Annotated in this window: 12 protein-coding genes; 7 read left to right on the top strand and 5 right to left on the bottom strand. The window is 67.2% G+C overall.

Annotated elements, in window-relative coordinates; translation table 11 throughout:
* Positions 1-7 precede the first annotated feature (7 nt).
* Both ABD693_RS02750 and glf read right to left on the bottom strand, forming a co-directional pair.
* The gene (locus tag ABD693_RS02750; RefSeq protein ID WP_344695461.1) at positions 8-2,095 is read right to left on the bottom strand and encodes a family 1 glycosylhydrolase; all 2,088 of its coding nucleotides are present in this window, start codon (positions 2,093-2,095) and stop codon (positions 8-10) included.
* Between the two features lie 78 nt (positions 2,096-2,173).
* Positions 2,174-4,420, bottom strand: coding sequence for a UDP-galactopyranose mutase (glf, locus tag ABD693_RS02745; protein WP_344695460.1), 2,247 nt, complete (start codon positions 4,418-4,420; stop codon positions 2,174-2,176).
* Positions 4,421-4,803: 383 nt separating this feature from the next.
* On the opposite strand from glf, the gene ABD693_RS02740 reads away from it, so the two are divergent.
* From ABD693_RS02740 to ABD693_RS02710, 7 genes are all read left to right on the top strand, one after another.
* Positions 4,804-6,336: an acyl-CoA carboxylase subunit beta gene (locus ABD693_RS02740; RefSeq protein ID WP_344695459.1), complete on the top strand. Its 1,533-nt coding sequence runs from the start codon at positions 4,804-4,806 to the stop codon at positions 6,334-6,336.
* Between the two features lie 199 nt (positions 6,337-6,535).
* Positions 6,536-6,955: a methylmalonyl-CoA epimerase gene (mce, locus tag ABD693_RS02735; protein ID WP_344695458.1), complete on the top strand. Its 420-nt coding sequence runs from the start codon at positions 6,536-6,538 to the stop codon at positions 6,953-6,955.
* Positions 6,956-6,997: 42 nt separating this feature from the next.
* Positions 6,998-9,130: a methylmalonyl-CoA mutase gene (gene scpA, locus ABD693_RS02730; RefSeq protein ID WP_344695457.1), complete on the top strand. Its 2,133-nt coding sequence runs from the start codon at positions 6,998-7,000 to the stop codon at positions 9,128-9,130.
* A gap of 48 nt (positions 9,131-9,178) precedes the next feature.
* A complete protein-coding gene (locus tag ABD693_RS02725) occupies positions 9,179-9,538 on the top strand; it encodes a hypothetical protein (protein ID WP_344695456.1) in 360 nt (119 codons plus the stop codon).
* Positions 9,535-9,915: a hypothetical protein gene (locus ABD693_RS02720; RefSeq protein WP_344695455.1), complete on the top strand. Its 381-nt coding sequence runs from the start codon at positions 9,535-9,537 to the stop codon at positions 9,913-9,915. Before ABD693_RS02725 ends, ABD693_RS02720 begins: the two co-directional genes overlap by 4 nt.
* Before the next feature lie 47 nt (positions 9,916-9,962).
* On the top strand, positions 9,963-11,990 hold the full coding sequence (locus ABD693_RS02715; RefSeq protein ID WP_344695454.1) for an ATP-binding protein: 2,028 nt from the start codon (positions 9,963-9,965) through the stop codon (positions 11,988-11,990).
* On the top strand, positions 11,987-13,372 hold the full coding sequence (locus ABD693_RS02710) for a DUF2142 domain-containing protein (RefSeq protein WP_344695453.1): 1,386 nt from the start codon (positions 11,987-11,989) through the stop codon (positions 13,370-13,372). Before ABD693_RS02715 ends, ABD693_RS02710 begins: the two co-directional genes overlap by 4 nt.
* A gap of 1 nt (position 13,373) precedes the next feature.
* Here ABD693_RS02710 and ABD693_RS02705 read toward each other — a convergent pair whose 3' ends face one another.
* The 3 genes from ABD693_RS02705 to ABD693_RS02695 form a co-directional block, all read right to left on the bottom strand.
* Positions 13,374-14,132: an SDR family NAD(P)-dependent oxidoreductase gene (locus ABD693_RS02705; RefSeq protein WP_344695452.1), complete on the bottom strand. Its 759-nt coding sequence runs from the start codon at positions 14,130-14,132 to the stop codon at positions 13,374-13,376.
* 81 nt (positions 14,133-14,213) lie between these two features.
* Positions 14,214-15,332 carry a S8 family serine peptidase gene (locus ABD693_RS02700; RefSeq protein WP_344695451.1) on the bottom strand — a complete coding sequence of 373 codons (1,119 nt, stop codon included), beginning with the start codon at positions 15,330-15,332 and terminating at the stop codon, positions 14,214-14,216.
* 204 nt (positions 15,333-15,536) lie between these two features.
* The gene (locus ABD693_RS02695; RefSeq protein WP_344695449.1) at positions 15,537-16,997 is read right to left on the bottom strand and encodes a type II secretion system protein GspD; all 1,461 of its coding nucleotides are present in this window, start codon (positions 16,995-16,997) and stop codon (positions 15,537-15,539) included.
* Between the last annotated feature and the right edge of the window lie 50 nt (positions 16,998-17,047).

Genomic DNA, 17,047 nt, shown 5'->3' with positions numbered 1-17,047 from the left:
ATCCGCATCAGCCCGGCCGATGCCCGGACGCGCGAACGAAGTCGTCGAGGGCGTGGTCGAGCGGACGGAGGATCTGCCCGCGGCTGGTGCCAAGGCTGTTGTCGGTTCGGGGCCCGCCGCTGTCGACAATCGGCCGCGCACTGAACTTGGTCCGGTCGGCGATCTCGCGGGCAAGGCCGTGCCAGCTGATGCTGCCCTGGTTGGCCAGGTGCCAGATGCCGTGTTCGCCATCGAGCAACAGGTCGAGTGTCGCATGGACGAGGTCGGGCAAATAGGTCGGGGTGACGACCGCATTGTCGCTCGCCGCCACTTCTTCCCCCCGCTCCAGCTTGTCGAGCGTGTCGTGGAGGAAATTGCGGCGATCCCACGGTCCGAAAAAGGCACTGGTGCGGATGATCAATGCCTGCGGATCGATCGCGATCACCCGGTCCTCGGCTTCGGCCTTGCTCCGCCCGTAGACTGTGGCGGGGCTGGTGGGATCGGGCTCGACATAAGGGCGGCCGAGCTGGCCGTCGAAGACGAGGTCGGATGAAAAGGTGACCAGCGGGATCCCGCGCCGGTGGCAGGCGGTGGCGAGCAGCTCGGGACCGGTGGTGTTGATCGCGAAGCAATCGTCGTGCTCGTGCTCGGCCTCGGGGACGCGAACGAAGCCGGCGGTATTGATTACCGCCCACGGCTGGACCTGATCGAGCGCATGCTCGATGGCAACCGCATCGGTGATGTCGAGCGCGGCGCGGTTCGTCAGGACGTGACGAAGCCCGCGATGATGGCAGAGCGTAGAGAATGCGTGACCGAGCCGCCCTCCGCCGCCGGTCACGAGCAGCGGACGTCCGGGGAGGGGGGCTTCGCGCAAGGTGCGGGTCGTCCATGTGACCCGCGCCGGCCGCCGCCACCACGGCGGTGCGTCGAGCGCGGGATGGTCGAACCGGCCGGTCCGGGCGAGCGTGGCCGCGGCCTTGGCGACGAGGGTCGGTCGCGCGACCGGGCCACGAGTCTCGAAGGCGCCGGTGTCGTAGCTGCCTTCACGCCTGGTCATCAGCGAGCGCCAGTCGACCGCGCCGAACAGCGCCCACAAGGTGACGGCGCGGACGTCGGCGCCGGAGGCGCGCGCGTCCTCGGTCTCGCGCCAGACCTGCGCCAGCCAGCGGAGCTGCTCCTCACGGCTGCAACCATGATGAACCTCGCCCACGACCAGCGGGATGCGGTAGCGGCGCCAGGCTTCGAGGAGCCGCTTGCCCGGGCCGAGCCGACGGGTGAGGTGCGGGACCCGAACGGCCTCGACGTCGACGTAATGGTGGCGGCCATTGTGACCCGGTTCGACCCCCGGATAGCACTCGACCCGGTGGTCGAGATAGCGCTCGCTGGTCAGATAATGGTCGATCGCGAGGATATCGGGGCGGGCCCGGCCGTCGCGGAGCGCTTCAAGTCGCCCGGGCGCGACCCCGGCCCTGACCAGCCAGCCGTAAAAGGGATGCCGCTTGTCGACCCGCCCGGTCATCAGGTCGAAGGTCAGCCAGCGGCGATGGTTTTCGTGCGCGGCCTGATAGGCGAGCTCGGCGGTCGAGAAGGTCTTGCCGAGGTCCTCGGTCGCGACCAGCTCGGCGCCGGGCACCACCGCGCGGATCGCGGCCATGGCCGAGGCCGTCGCCTCGACCTCGTTCACCAGCACCCGCAGCGCCTCGTCGAAGCTGGTCCGGTGCGGCTGCCAGATACCGTAGAGATAGGAAAAGCGCGCCGTCGTGAAGGGCTCGTTGACCGGGGTCCAGCGCCGGATCCACGGATAGCGCGTGGCGACGGCACGGGCGAATTCGGCCAGCTTCCCGGCAAGGTCGGGATCGGTCAGCGCCGTGCCGGCCGGCCCGGTGCCATGGTGGAGCAGCCCCGCGACGACATCCACTCCGCGATCGCGGAGCCGGCGAAGTCGCTCGTCATGCCATGCGAAGTCGAGGCTGCCGTCGGGGCGCGTCACCTTTTCCCACAGGATCGGGTAGCGCACCGCCCGGATGCCGAGGTCGGCGAGTGCGTCGATGTCCGTCAGGCGCGTGGCATGGCCCGTCTCGACCAGCTGGTCGCGAACGATGTCGCCGACCCGCACGAACGAGCATTCGACCCCACCCCATAGTTCAAGGGCAGGAGGCGGGCGCTCCATCGGCGCGGCAGGAGAACGCCTGGCCTAGATGGCCAGACGAAGCTCCTGGCTCGACGCACCGACCCTGCTCCGGGCCTGGTCCATGCGACGGAAGGTGGCGAGCGCCTGCCCGACGATCTGGTCCATGTTGTAGTAGCGATAGGTCGCGAGACGTCCGACGAAGGTCACGCCAGGCGTCGAGTCGGCCAGCGCTTCATACTTCTTGAAGAGCGCCTGATTCTCCGGTCGCGGGATCGGATAGTAGGGATCGCCTTCCGCGCTCGGATATTCGAGCGTGATCGTGGTCTTCGGGTGCTTCTGCCCGGTCAGGTGCTTGTATTCGCTGATCCGGGTGTAGGGGATGTCGGTCGAGGGATAATTGACCGTCCCCACTTCCTGGAATTGTTCCTTGTCGATCGTCGAATGCACGAAGCGCAGCGAGCGATAGGGAAGCTTGCCGTACTTCCAGTCGAAATATTCGTCGATCGGCCCGGTGTAGATGATGTGCGCGGCGTCGATGTCGTTGCGCACGTCGCGGAAGTCGGTGCCCAGCTGCCGGTCGATCAGCGGATGGTCGAGCATCTTCTCGAACATCTTGGTGTAGCCGTTGAGCGGCATGATCTGGTGCGTGTCGGTGAAGTAGCGGTCGTCGGTGTTGGTGCGGGTCGGGATCCGTGCCGTCACCAGCTTGTCGAGCTCGCTCGGGTCGAGGCCCCACTGCTTGCGGGTATAGCCCTGGAAGAAGAGCTCGTAGAGCTCGCGCCCGACGGCATTGACGACCACGTCTTCGCTGGTGCGGATGTCGGCGACCGGCTCGGCCCGCGCCGCGAGGAAAGCCGCGGCCTCCTCGTCGGTCTTGAGCCCGGCGTCGAACAATTCGTTGAGCGTCGTCCGGTTGATCGGGATCGGGACCAGCTTGTCGCGCACGCTGGCGAGAACGCGATGCTCATAGGGGCGCCACTGGGTGAACTGCGAGAGATAGCTGACGATCTCATCCGAGTTCGCGTGGAAGATGTGCGGCCCGTACTTGTGGTAGAGGATGCCGTTGCGGTCGAGCTCGTCATAGGCGTTGCCGCCGATGTGGTCGCGCTTGTCGAGCATCAGGACGCGCGCGCCGTGCTGGGTGGCCAGCCGCTCGGCCAGGACCGAGCCGGCGAAGCCGCAGCCGACGATCAGATAGTCGTATTTCCGGCGGTTGCCGGCGTGGGTGAAGTGACCCTGGCCGAAGGCCGGACGCTCGACCTTGCGGCCCTGCTCGGTGACGTCGGCAAGGAGCGCCGCCATGCGCGCCTGGGTCGTGTCCCAGCTCATGTCGGCCAGCGCGAGGTCGACCTCGGCGAGCCAGTCGGGGCTGGTCTGGCCCAGCGACAGCGCCCGCTCGCAGGCATCGACAAACTGCTCGGCGGTGCCGGCGATCATCACCCCCGACAGCTTCTCGTAGTGGCGCTTGACGTCGCGGATCGGGGTCGAGACGACCGGCTTGCCCGCGGCGAGATATTCGGGGGTCTTGGTCGGCGAGATGAACCGCGTCGCCTCGTTGATGGCGAACGGCATCATCGCCACATCCCAGTTGCCGAGATAGGCCGGGAGCTCGTCGTAGGTCTTGCCGCCGAGGTAGTGGATGTTGGGCCGCTTGGGCAGGTCGTCGTGGCTGATCTTGACCACCGGGCCGACCATGATGAGCTGCCAGTCGGGACGAGCCTCCGCGACCTTGTCGAGCAGCTCGATGTCGAGCCGCTCGTCGATCACGCCGTAGAAGCCGAAGCGCGGACGAGCGATGCCGGCCTGGTCGGCGGGATCGACGATGCCCGAACGGGCTGCGCCGAAGTGCGCGCGGTCGACCGACGAGGGGAAGGGATGGACGTTTCCGTGGCGCTTCTTCTTGGCCTCGTAGAGCGAATAGCCGCCGGTGAAGACGATGTCGGCGATCTCCAGCAATTCGCGCTCGAGATCGAGCAATTCGGTCGGGGCAAAGCGGAACGCCGACAGTTCGTCCATGCAGTCATAGACGGTCGCGACCGCGTCGAGGTGGCGCGAGAATGGCAGCATCATCGGGGTGTAGTACCAGCGGATCAGGCGTCCTTCGGTCCCCGACACATATTGGTCGAGGAGCCCCTTGAGGACGGTGCGCTCGGCATCGACGTCGAGGCCCTCGGGAAGGTGCGGCGTGACCAGCGTCACATTGTCCATGCCCTTGGCGGGACGGACGTCGAGCGACGGCCCTTCGCCGCCCGGCGCGGGCACCGGCTCTTCCCAGATGACGACCGGCATGTCCTTGGCGAACCGGCTCATCAGGTGCTGCGGCCGCTGGAAGACGAAATCCCATCGAAGGTGCGAGAAGCAGAGAAGGGTCGTGCCCTTGTTCGAAAATGCCGGGACTGGGGATGAACCAGAGTCGTGAACGCCGACTTGTCCGAACATGCGCGTGGAACCTCTCTACGAAGGGGTGGGTAGTACTAATCGAACACGGTTGCCCGGCACGGGACCTCGCCTGGGAAGCGGGGGTGCAGGGGGTAAGTGGTTCCGGGGAGCGGACGACGAACCCACCCCTCAGTTCAAGAGTTCAACGGTTCGCCCGGAGCGTTGGTTCCGGTTGTGAAACTTGCGTGAGCATCTCACCGCCGCCGGACTGGTCGAGTTGACGGATAACCAAGCCGGGGCGAAAGGCTGAACCCATGAGCAGCACCATCGCCGAACTCGAACGCCGCCGCGCCGCCGCCCAGATGGGGGGCGGCGAGAAGCGCATCGACGCCCAGCACGCCAAGGGCCGCCTGACCGCGCGCGAGCGCCTCACCGTCCTTCTCGATCCCGGCAGCTTCGAGGAGGTCGACGCCTTCGTCGAACATAATGCGACCGAGTTCGGCATGGCCGACCAGCGCTTTCCCGGCGACGGCGTGGTCACGGGCAGCGGCACGATCAACGGCCGGCTTGTTTACGTCTTCGCGCAGGACTTCACCGTGTTCGGCGGCTCGCTGTCGGAACGCCACGCGCAAAAGATCTGCAAGATCATGGACGCGGCGATGAAGGTCGGCGCGCCGGTGATCGGCCTCAACGATTCGGGCGGCGCGCGCATCCAGGAGGGCGTCGCCAGCCTCGCCGGCTATGCCGAGGTGTTCCAGCGCAACGTGCTTGCCAGCGGCGTCGTGCCGCAGCTCAGCCTCATCATGGGCCCGTGCGCGGGCGGGGCGGTCTATTCGCCGGCGATGACCGACTTCATCTTCATGGTGAAGGATTCGAGCTACATGTTCGTCACCGGACCCGACGTCGTGAAAACCGTCACCAACGAGGTCGTCACGCAGGAAGAACTCGGCGGGGCGATCACGCACACGACCAAGAGCAGTGTCGCCGATCTCGCCTTCGAGAACGACATCGACGCGCTGCTGGGCGTGCGCGAATTCTTCGACTTCCTGCCCTTGTCGAACCGCGTTCCCGTCCCCGAGCGGCCGACCGAGGATGCGTGGGACCGCGAGGACGGCAGCCTCGACACCTTGATCCCGCCCTCGGCCAACCAGCCCTACGACATGCACGAGCTGATCCGGAAGGTCGCCGACGAGGGCGATTTCTTCGAGCTCCAGCCCGCGCACGCCGCCAACATCATCATCGGCTTCTGCCGGATCGAGGGACGCACCGTCGGGGTCGTCGCCAACCAGCCGACCGTGCTGGCCGGCGTCCTCGACATCAACTCGTCCAAGAAGGCCGCGCGCTTCGTCCGCTTCTGCGACGCGTTCGAGATTCCGATCCTGACCTTCGTCGACGTGCCGGGCTTTCTCCCCGGCGTCGGCCAGGAACATAACGGCATCATCAAGCATGGCGCGAAGCTGCTGTTCGCCTACGCCGAGGCGACCGTGCCGAAGATCACCGTCATCACTCGAAAAGCCTATGGCGGCGCCTATGACGTCATGGCTTCGAAGCATCTGCGCGGCGACTTGAACTATGCCTGGCCGACCGCCGAGATCGCGGTGATGGGGGCCAAGGGCGCGGTCGAGATCATCTTCCGCAAGGACATCGGCGACGCCGGGGCGATCGCGCAGCGCACCAAGGAATATGAAGAGCGTTTCGCCAATCCGTTCGTAGCGGCGAGCATGGGCTTCATCGACGACGTCATCCAGCCGCGCGAGACCCGTCGGAAAGTGGCGCTGGGCCTCCGCAAGCTGCGGGACAAGCAGCTCGAGAACCCGTGGAAGAAGCACGATAACATCCCGTTGTGACTTCCATTAGCCTTTGTCTCGCTGGAGCAGTGGTCATTCTCGTCAGCACGTTTGAACTTGTATGCCTCGTGTCAGGAAGACGCGCTCGCATGCGAGTTTCGTCATTTGTCTTTCGTGAGGTTCGGCGATCGATCGCTGTTGCGGTTAACGCCGTTCTGATTGCCGTTGGCTTCGGTCTGCTAATTGCGGGACTATATCTATGAAACTCGGACGCCTGAATCATGTCGGGATCGCGACCCCGTCGATCGAGCGGAGCCTCGACATGTATCGCCGCGTCTTCGGCGCGGAGCCTGTTTCGCCGGCGTTCGACCTTCCCGCGCAGGGGGTGAAGGTGTGCTTCGTCGATGCGCCCAACATGCAGGTGGAACTGATCGAGCCGCTCGGCCCCGACAGCCCGATCGCGAAATTCCTCGAGAAGAACCCCGAAGGCGGCCAGCATCACGTCTGCTTCGAGGTCCCCGACATCGAGGCCGCGCGCGCGCATTTCGACGGGCTCGGCACCCGCATCCTCGGCCCCACCCGGATCGGCGCGCACGGAACGCCGATCTTCTTTCTCCACCCCAAGGACATGGGCGGGGTCCTGACCGAGATCATGGAAAGCCCGCGTCAGGCGCATTGAGCGGGGTTTTCCGTGCCATCGCTTGGGTCTAGTGCGCGGGCCATGTCGAACGAACGCCAAGACGCCTGGAAGACCCTCGCCGCCAAGGAATCGCGTGGGCAGGACCTCAGCCGCACCACGCCCGAGGGCATCACCTTGAAGACCGTTTACGGTCCCGAGGATGCGGCTGGGATCGATCCCGGCTACCCTGGCGTGGCGCCCTATACCCGCGGGCCTTATGCGACGATGTATGCCGGCCGGCCGTGGACCATCCGGCAATATGCGGGCTTCTCGACCGCCGAGGAATCGAACGCTTTCTACCGTCGCAACCTCGCCGCGGGCCAGAAGGGGCTCTCCGTCGCTTTCGATCTCGCCACCCACCGCGGCTACGACAGCGACCACCCGCGCGTCACCGGCGACGTCGGCAAGGCGGGCGTCGCGATCGACAGCGTCGAGGACATGAAGCTGCTGTTCGACGGCATCCCGCTCGGCGAGATGTCGGTGTCGATGACCATGAACGGCGCGGTGTTGCCCGTGCTCGCCTTCTTCATCGTCGCGGGCGAGGAGCAGGGCGTCGACCGGGCCGCGCTGACGGGCACGATCCAGAACGACATCCTCAAGGAGTTCGCGGTCCGCAACACCTACATCTATCCGCCCGAACCCTCGATGCGCATCGTCAGCGACATCATCGCCTTCACCAGCCGCGCGATGCCCAAGTTCAACTCCATCTCCATCTCGGGCTATCACATGCACGAGGCCGGGGCGACGGCGGTGCAGGAGCTCGCCTTCACGCTCGCCGACGGGATGGAATATGTCCGCGCCGCGGTGGCGAACGGGCTCGACGTCGACGCCTTCGCGCCGCGCCTGTCCTTCTTCTGGGGCATCGGCATGAACCTCTTCATGGAGGTCGCCAAGATGCGCGCCGCGCGGACCCTGTGGGGCCGGATCATGACCGACCTCGGCGCCAAGTCCGAAAAGTCCAAGCTGCTGCGCACGCACTGCCAGACGAGCGGCGTGTCGCTGACCGAACAGGATCCCTACAACAACATCGTCCGGACGACGATCGAGGCGCTGGCGGCGGTGCTGGGCGGGACCCAGTCGCTCCACACCAACAGCTTCGACGAGGCGATTGCGCTGCCGACCGACTTCTCCGCCCGGATCGCGCGCAACACCCAGCTCATCCTCGCCGAGGAAAGCGGAGTCACCGCAGTCGCCGATCCGCTCGGCGGAAGCTGGTACGTCGAGGCGCTGACCCGCGAACTCGAGGACAAGGCCTGGGCGCTGATCGAGGAAGTCGAAGGCCTCGGCGGGATGACCAAGGCGGTGCAGTCGGGTCTCCCGAAGCGCCGGATCGAGGAGGCCGCTGCCGGTCGCCAGGCCAAGGTCGATACGGGCGAGACGGTGATCGTCGGCGTCAATCGGTACCGCCTCTCGGAAGAAGCCGAGCTCGACATCCTCGAAGTCGACAACGCCAAGGTCCGCGCCGGACAGATCGAGCGGCTGGCGACACTGCGTGCGACACGCGACGAGGGCCGGGTGCAGGCGGCGCTGGAAGCACTCGAAACGGGGGCGCGCGGCGGCGCCAATCTCCTCGAACTCAGCGTCGAGGCGGCCCGCGTTCGCGCGACCCTCGGTGAGATTTCGGATGCGCTTGAGCGGGCGTTCGGTCGCTATGCCACCAAGCCCGAGCCCGTGTCGGGTATCTATGGGCAGCGTGCCGACCAGCGCTGGGAAGAGGCCAAGCAGGGGACCGTGACCGTCACCCAGCGGCTCGGCCGCAAGCCGCGCATGCTGGTCGCCAAGATGGGGCAAGACGGCCACGACCGCGGCGCCAATCTCGTCAGCTCGGCCTTCGGTGACCTCGGCTTCGAGATCGTCCCCGGACCACTCTTCCAGACCCCGCGCGAGGCGGCCGAACTGGCGATCGAGTCGCAAGTCGACGTGGTCGGGGCGTCGAGCCTCGCGGCCGGCCACAAGACGCTCATTCCCGAGCTGATCGGCCACCTCCGCGACATGGGCCGCGCCGACATCAAGGTGATCGCGGGCGGCGTCATCCCCGCGCAGGACTATGCCGAACTCCGCGCCGCGGGCGTCCAGGCGATCTTCGGTCCCGGCACCAATCTCGCCGACGCGGCCGACGAAGTGCTCCGCCTCCTCGGCCACAACAAGCCGCCGCTGGGCGAAGCCGCCGAATGATCTTGCCCGCTTCCCCGGCGCCCGCCATCACTGGGCGCGGGGGGACGGATGATCGACGAGGATGAGACCAGAGAGCACCGGGGCGGCGACGCGGCCGGCCACCCGCTCCATTACGACTTCGCCAAGTTCCTGACGACGTTGTCGCTACTGGCGCTCGGCGGCGTGCTGACGCTGGCGCAGACGGCAAACAAGCTGGTCGCCAAGCCGCCGCTCATCGGCTTCGTCGCCGGCTGCGTCGCGCTTGCCGGCGTGTTCGCCGTCTCGGCCGCGGCACGGGTAGCGGAGGTTGCCACCACCGCGGGACGGCGGCAGATGTCGCCGCGCATCATGCTCAAGACCGCCATCCTGTTTCTGGGGATGGGCGCGGGCGGGTTTCTCGTCCTGTGGTGGAAGAGCATCGGGGGATGAATGAGATGATCAGGGATCTCGATCCGGAGGCGCCGCCGCTCGGCACCGGCCAGAAGGAACAGTCGCTGTTTGCGACCTACGACTTCTGCAAGCATCTTTCCGGCCTCGCGCTGGTGGCGGTGGGCGGCATGCTCGCCCTCGCGCAGGCGGTCGGAGCCAAGCCCAATGCGACGCTGCTTGTGCCCGTGGCGATCATGAGCGCGGTCGCCTTCCTGTGCCTGCTGTTCATGGCGATCACCGCCGGAACGCAGATTCTCGGGCGAACCGAGCGGACGTCGGTCAAACTGGCCTTCGGCATGGTCATGATCAACGTCATGCTCTTCTCGGCCTCGGTTAGCGCGTTCGTGACCGGTTTCCTCAAGAACCTGACGCACTGACCGGCGCCGCTTCTCAAGCCTTCGCTCGGGCGCTAGGCACCGGACCCATGTTCTCCAAGATCCTCATCGCCAATCGCGGCGAAATCGCGTGCCGGGTCATCAAGACGGCGCGGGCCATGGGCATCAAGACCGTCGCGGTCTATTCGGACGCCGACGCCCGCGCGCCCTTTGTGAAGATGGCGGACGAGGCGGTGCACATCGGCCCGCCGCCCGCGGCGCAGTCCTACCTCCTCGCCGACAAGATCATCGAGGCGTGCAAGGCGACCGGCGCCGAGGCCGTCCACCCGGGCTATGGCTTCCTCTCGGAGCGCACCAGCTTCGCCGAAGCGCTGGCGGCCGAGGGCATCGCCTTCATCGGACCGCCGGTGAAGGCCATCGCCGCGATGGGCGACAAGATCGAATCGAAGAAGCTCGCCAAGGCGGCGGGCGTCAACGTCGTTCCGGGCTTCGTCGGCGAGATCGCGGATACCGAGCATGCGGTGCGGATCGCCGGCGACATCGGCTATCCGGTGATGATGAAGGCCTCGGCCGGCGGCGGCGGCAAGGGCATGCGCCTTGCCTATTCCGAACAGGACGTCCGCGAAGGCTTCGAGGCGACCAAGCGCGAGGGGCTGAACAGTTTCGGCGACGACCGCGTCTTCATCGAGAAGTTCATCGAAGACCCGCGCCACATCGAGATCCAGATCCTCGGCGACCAGCACGGCAACATCCTTTATTTGAACGAGCGCGAATGCTCGATCCAGCGCCGCCACCAGAAAGTGGTCGAGGAAGCGCCGTCGCCCTTCGTCACGCCCGAGATGCGCAAGGCGATGGGCGAGCAGTGCGTCGCGCTGGCCCGCGCGGTCGGCTATTACAGCGCGGGCACGGTCGAGCTGATCGTCTCGGGCAAGGACCCGAGCGGCAAGAGCTTCTACTTCCTCGAGATGAACACCCGGCTCCAGGTCGAGCATCCGGTCACCGAGGCGATCACCGGCATCGATCTCGTCGAGCAGATGATCCGCGTCGCCGCCGGCGAGAAATTGCCGTTCACGCAGGCCGACATCGGCATCGACGGCTGGGCGATCGAGAACCGGGTCTATGCCGAGGATCCCTATCGCGGCTTCCTCCCCTCGACCGGGCGCCTGGTCCACTACCAGCCGCCCGTACCGGGCTGGACCGATGACGGCACCGCCAACGGCCGCCGCGGCCTCGACGGCGTGCGCGTCGACGACGGCGTGTTCGAGGGCGGCGAAGTGTCGATGTTCTACGATCCGATGATCGCCAAGCTCGTCACCTGGGCTCCGACCCGCGACGAAGCGGCGAACAAGCAGGTCGAGGCGCTCGACGCCTTCCGGATCGAAGGGCTCGGCCACAACGTCGATTTCCTCTCGGCGATCATGCAGCACCCGCGCTTCCGCTCGGGTGACCTGACCACCGGCTTCATCGCCGAGGAATATCCCGACGGTTTCCAGGGCGCGCCGCTCGACGAGGCGCTGACCGGCGACCTTGCCGCCATCGCCGCCTTCATCGCCACGGTTCACGAGACCCGTGCGGCGCAGATCGACCAGCAATTGAGCCGTCCCGCAGCCGCGGCGCGCGACCATGTCGTTCGGCTCGACGGCGGGGCCGAGCACCGGGTTAGCTTCACGCTCGACAAGGTGGTGGTCGATGGCGGCGAGCCGCGGACCTTCGAGGCCGACTATCAGCCGGGCCAGCGGCAGGTGAGCGCGCGGATCGGTACCCACAGCCGCACCGTGCAGGTGGTCCGGCAGGGCCGTAGCTGGCGGATGACGACGCGCGGGGCGAGCCACAAGGTCACGGTCATGACCCCCGAGGTCGCGGCCCTTGCGCGCCACATGATCGAGAAGATCCCGCCCGATCTCTCGCGCTTCCTCCTCGCACCGATGCCGGGCCTCCTGACCCGCCTCGACGTCAAGCCGGGCGACAAGGTCGAGGCCGGCCAGCCGATCGCGGTGATGGAGGCGATGAAGATGGAGAACATCCTTCGCGCCGAGAAGGCCGCGACGGTTAAGGCGACGCCCGCCGGGGCCGGCGAAAGCCTCGCGGTCGACCAGGTCATCGTCGAGTTCGAGTGAGCGGGGCGGGGGGCTCGCGCTTCCGGAGGCCCGGCCCCGAGTGGGTCTTCCTCCTCGTTGCGGGGCTGACCGGGCTTGCCCTCATCTTCCTCATCACTCCGCTCGCCGGCGGGAACGAGGTACCGAATTTCCAGCGCGCGGTCGGCATCGCCAACGGCGAATGGCGAGTGCGGCCGGTGATGGTGCCGGGTGGTGTCGCCGATTTCCTCGACGCGGGCGCGGCTCGCTTTTCGGAAGGGGCGAAGCCGCCCTACCGATTGTCGGTGGACGAATGGCAACGGCTGCGGGACCAGCCGCTCGGCGCGGATCGCCCGAAGCTGCTTGAGCCCAATGCCATCGCGGTGCTTCATCCGGTCGCCTATTTGCCGCAGATCCCGGTGATCGCCGCGGCGCAGGCGATGGGGGCCAATCCGCTCGGCATCTTCCTCGCGGGTCGGCTCGCAGGACTGCTCGCGGCGCTGGGACTGACCTTCGCGGCGATCCGGATCGTCCCGTTCCACAAGGCCAGCCTCGCCGCGCTCGCCCTGCTGCCGCCGATGGTCTTTCAGCGCAGCACCTTCGATGCCGACCAGTTCAACACCGCGCTGGCCTTGTTCTTCACCGCCTCCGTGCTGCGCGCGATCGCTGCGGATCGAAAGTTCAGTGGCCGCGACTTGAGCCTGATCGTCGGGAGCGCTTTCCTGCTGGCGCAAGCGAAGTCGGCCTATCTGCTGATGCCGCTTCTCGTGCTGGCAATCCCTGCCGAGCGCTTCGCCAGTGCCGGGCAGCGGCGGGTCGTGACCACCCTGGCGACACTTCCCGGGGCCCTTCTCAGCATCGGCTGGATGCTGCTCCTCAAGCTCCAGGCCTTCAGCGCTGCTCGTTACGAAACCTGGTCCGGCATGGTCGAGCCTGACCGGCAACTGGCGATGATCCTCCACGCGCCCTTGGGTTATGCCGCGACCCTGCTCCGGACAATCTTCACGACCGACTTCATTCCGCGCTCGATCCTCGAGATGGCGGGGACCTTCGGGCCGCCGGTGACGATGCAGCCCTTGTGGCTGGTCGCCGTCCTGGTGTTGGCCGTCGTCCTGCTGCTGTCGGAGAGGGCGCTGGACCACTCGCCGGCGCTCCGCCGTTTCCGCCAGATGAGCGCGGGGATCGCGGTGCTGACGGTCGCGCTGATCTTGAGCCTTCTCTATCTCCAGTGGACGCGGGTCGGCGGGCCGGTGGTCGACGGCTGGAGCGGACGCTATCTTTTCCCGCTTGGGCTGGCCCTGCTGGTCCTGTGTCCGCGCCCGAAGGCGGGCTTGTTCGGCGGTCGGCCGGAGCGCTGGCTCGGCGTCTTCGCGGCAATATGCGCCTTGAGCCTGATGGTGACGGTCGTCGCCACCTACCGCTAGTTCAGGCGCTCGTCCCGCCGTCGATCGTGACGCAGGCCCCGTTGACGCCGCTCGCCGCCGGATCGAGCAACTGCATGATCGCGTGGGTGACTTCGTCGACCGTGATGAGGCGGCCGTTGGCGTTGGTCCTCGCCAGCCACGCGCGGGCCTCGTCGATGCTCTTGCCGGTCGCCTTCGAAATCCGCGCGGCGCTGTCGTCGACCATGGGCGTGTCGACGAAGCTCGGGCAGATGGCGTTGACGGTGAGGCCGGTCCTGGCGAACTCGAGCGCGAGGCTCTTCGCCAGCCCGATCGCGCCATGCTTCGAGGCGACATAGGGCGCGGCCATCGCGGCTCCCTTGAGGCCCGCGACCGAGGCCACGATCACCAGCCGCTTGCCCGGCGCCTGCAGGTCCGGGAGCGCCAGCTGCGCCCCGTCGAAGAGCGCGGTGAGGTTGGTTCCGATGATCGCGTCCCACGCCTCGCGCCTGGTGCGAAGGAAAGGCCGGCTGTCGCCGATACCGGCGTTGAGGAGGACGAAGTCGAACGGTCCGTGCGCGTCGCGGGCCGCCGCGAAGGCCGCGGTCTGGGCTTCGGGATCGGTGACGTCGCAGGCGAAGGCGCGGCCGCCGGTCTCCTGCGCCACTGCTTCGATGAGGTCGCCTCGGCGTCCGAGAAGCGAGACTTTCGCCCCGGCCTTGGCCAGGGCCCGCGCCGCGCCGGCGCCGATTCCGGTGCCGCCGCCGGTGATGAGTGCATGCTTGCCAGTCGCCCAGGTCATGGGGAGCACCCTAGCCGGCGCGGGCGCAAAGGAAAGGGCGACCCGGTCGCCCGGGCCGCCCTTCCTTTACTGCCTTGCGGTTTACCTGACGCCGATCGTGTCGGCCGGGGCCGTCGGGTCGCCCGCGACGGTGCCGCCGCTGCGGATTGCGCCCGTCAGCAGGAGGCCGGCGAGGTGCGGGGTCGCCATCGAGGTGCCGCTGATCGTGTTGTAGCCGCCATTGAGCCAGGTCGACTTCACGCCGACGCCGGGCTCGGCGTAATCGATCGGCGGATTGCCATAGTTCGAGAAGGTCGCCCATTTGTCGCCGCTCGAGAAGGCCGAGACGGTGAAGATGTTCGGCCCGTTGGCGCGGCCCGGCGACGAGGTGTTGGCGTCGCTGCTCTCGTTGCCGGCGGCAAGCGCGAAGCGGACCCCTCCCGCCGAGGCATTGATGACCGCCTGGTCGAGCGCGGCCGAGACGCCGCCGCCGAGGCTCATGTTGGCGACGTCGCCCGGGCGGCCGTTCTGCGCGACATAGTCGACGCCCGCGATCACGCCCGAGTTCGAGCCCGAGCCACGGCGGTCGAGCACGCGCACGGCGACGACCTTGGCGCAGGGCGCGACGCCGATCACGCCGATGGTGTTGTCGCAGGCCGCAATGGTGCCCGAGACGTGGGTACCGTGGCCATTCTGGTCGACCGGCGAGGTGTCACGCAGGAAGCTCTTCGAGCGGGCGGTGTCGACGTTGAGGTCGGGGTGGGTGAAGTCGATGCCGGTGTCGATCACCCAGGCGGTGGCGTAGGTGCCCGGCGCGCCGCCGTTGACGCGGGCGATGCCCCATGGGGTTTCCTGCGGCGGCTGGGTCGCGGCGGCGCTGACGCCGCCCTGGCCCTGCACGGTCGGGCCCGCCGTCACGACCTGGTCCTGCTCGCAATATTCGATGTTCGGGTTGTTCTTCTTCATGTTCTCGACGGCCTGCGCCGGAAGATCGGCTGCGAAGCCGCGGATCGCCACCGAGTATACGTGCTTGACGCGCGCGCCGACACTCTGCGCCGAACGGTTGGCTTCGGCCTGGACGTTCCCCCGGTTCACTTCACGCGCCTTGAAGACGCAGATGTAGCTGCCTTCGATCTTGTCGCCGGGACGCTCGGCCGCAGCCGGCGTCGCGACGAGCGCCGCGGGAATCACGGCGGCAGCGGTCAGGAAAAGACTCTTCATGGTCTGGTTTGCCCCTTCTTCAATTCAAATGCGGCCGGCGCCAAAACTGACGCGGACATGAACAGGCTACGCATGATTCGAAGGCTGTCCAGAAGAAAAATCCAGCTAATTCAACGCATTAACAAGGATCAGGTAGGGCGAGTCGAATTGCTCGCGGCCGGTGGTCCGGCCGTGGAGCGGGCAGGCGTTGCGAGCGTGGTTGCGCTAGCGGCCGGCACCTCCCGTAAGGCCCGGAACGGCGGGCGAGGGCGCGGGCTGGAGCGGCGCTTCGTTGCGGCGATGCCGGACGATCCGCGGCGTGATGACGATGTAGAGCTCGGTCTTGGCGCGGGTTGACCGCTCGTTGCGGAAGATCGTGCCGACCACGGGGATGTCGCCGAGGATCGGGACCCGCCCCTTGGTCTTCAGATTGTTCTCCTGGGTCAGCCCGCCGATGACGAAGGTCTCACCGTCGCGCACGCTGGCGCTGGTCTCGGCTTCGCGCTGGCTGATCGTGGGGTAGCCCTGGCTGTAGCCGGTGACCGAGGAGACCACGCCATAGATCTGGCTGGTGACGAAGCCGTCGCTCGACACCCGCGGCGCGATCTGCAGCGTCACCCCGACGTTGACGTATTGCACCTGCTGGCTGACCCCGTTGACGCCCGACAAGGTGATCGAAGTCAGGATCGGCAGGGCGTCGCCCGTGATGATCTTGGCCGCCGAGCCCGACTGGGCGGCGATCCGCGGCCGCGACACGATCCTGCCCTCGCCCTTCTGCACCTGCGCGTAGATGGCGGCCTGAAGGACGCCCGACCTGAACGGGGTCAGCGGATCGTTGCCGAAGCTGGTGTTGCTGCCGAGCGTGATCGTGCCGACCGCGATCTGGCCGTCGCGGTTCGCGATGTCGAGCCCGAGGTTGCGCGCGCCCGTCTCGGTCAGTTCGACGAATTGAGTTTCGAGGATGACCGAGTCGACCGGAATGTCGATCGCGGCGATCTGCGCCTTGATCCGGGCGATCCGGTCCGGCGTGCCGGTGATCCAGACGGCGTTGAGGCGTCGGTCGATGGCGAGACCACGGCCGGCGAAGCTCTGCCCGAGCGGCTGCGCGGTGGTCTGCTGCTGGTTGTTGTTGTTCTGATACTGATACTGGCTGTTGGCATTGGCGATCGAGCCGAAACCCGGCTCGCGCCGGATGAAGACATTGTTCGGCTGGATCGTCTCGCCCTCGACGAGGAGGCCGATGACCTCGCTGACATCCGCATATTTGAGCGGCACCAGTTCGAAGCTGTCACCCTCCACGCCCGGTTCGACGTACGCGGGAAGAGCGGTGGCGGGCGAGACCGCTTCACCTTCGGAACCGATCGGACGCGCGCCGATCGCCTCGTCGCCGGACAGTCGCTGGACGATCACCTGCAGCGTCTTGTCGCCGGCGGGCTGGACGCTGACCTGTGCCGGCGCCGCCGTGTCGAAGCGCCAGAGGAGGCCGGTCTCGCTGGTCTCGAAGGTCGCGGCGCGGACGATGCCACGATAATTGTCGCGCGGCTTGACCCGGGGCGCGCGGAGCGTCGCGCGCATCAGCAATTCGGGCCGCGTCGGATTGTTGTTGAGCGGCGCGGTCTGCGGCTCCTGCGGCGAGAAGCGGATCAGGAAGGAGGCGCGATTGTCGTCGCCCGTGACGAACTTCACTTCCTCGACGACCGAGGGGACCGGCTGGGCGTTGAGCGCGCTGCTGGCCG

This window comes from Sphingomonas rosea, assembly GCF_039538065.1.
Taxonomy (GTDB): domain Bacteria; phylum Pseudomonadota; class Alphaproteobacteria; order Sphingomonadales; family Sphingomonadaceae; genus Sphingomicrobium; species Sphingomicrobium rosea.
Note: the sequence above shows the minus strand (reverse complement) of the source record. Positions and strands in the feature narration are given on the sequence as shown.

Bases quoted from the DNA above. Each gene is read 5' to 3' on its own strand.
- glf (WP_344695460.1), bottom strand. From the start codon at position 4,420: ATGAGCCGGTTCGCCAAGGACATGCCGGTCGTCATCTGGGAAGAGCCG.
- ABD693_RS02740 (WP_344695459.1), top strand. From the start codon at position 4,804: ATGAGCAGCACCATCGCCGAACTCGAACGCCGCCGCGCCGCCGCCCAG.
- mce (WP_344695458.1), top strand. From the start codon at position 6,536: ATGAAACTCGGACGCCTGAATCATGTCGGGATCGCGACCCCGTCGATC.
- scpA (WP_344695457.1), top strand. From the start codon at position 6,998: ATGTCGAACGAACGCCAAGACGCCTGGAAGACCCTCGCCGCCAAGGAA.
- ABD693_RS02725 (WP_344695456.1), top strand. From the start codon at position 9,179: ATGATCGACGAGGATGAGACCAGAGAGCACCGGGGCGGCGACGCGGCC.
- ABD693_RS02720 (WP_344695455.1), top strand. From the start codon at position 9,535: ATGAATGAGATGATCAGGGATCTCGATCCGGAGGCGCCGCCGCTCGGC.
- ABD693_RS02715 (WP_344695454.1), top strand. From the start codon at position 9,963: ATGTTCTCCAAGATCCTCATCGCCAATCGCGGCGAAATCGCGTGCCGG.
- ABD693_RS02705 (WP_344695452.1), bottom strand. From the start codon at position 14,132: ATGACCTGGGCGACTGGCAAGCATGCACTCATCACCGGCGGCGGCACC.
- ABD693_RS02700 (WP_344695451.1), bottom strand. From the start codon at position 15,332: ATGAAGAGTCTTTTCCTGACCGCTGCCGCCGTGATTCCCGCGGCGCTC.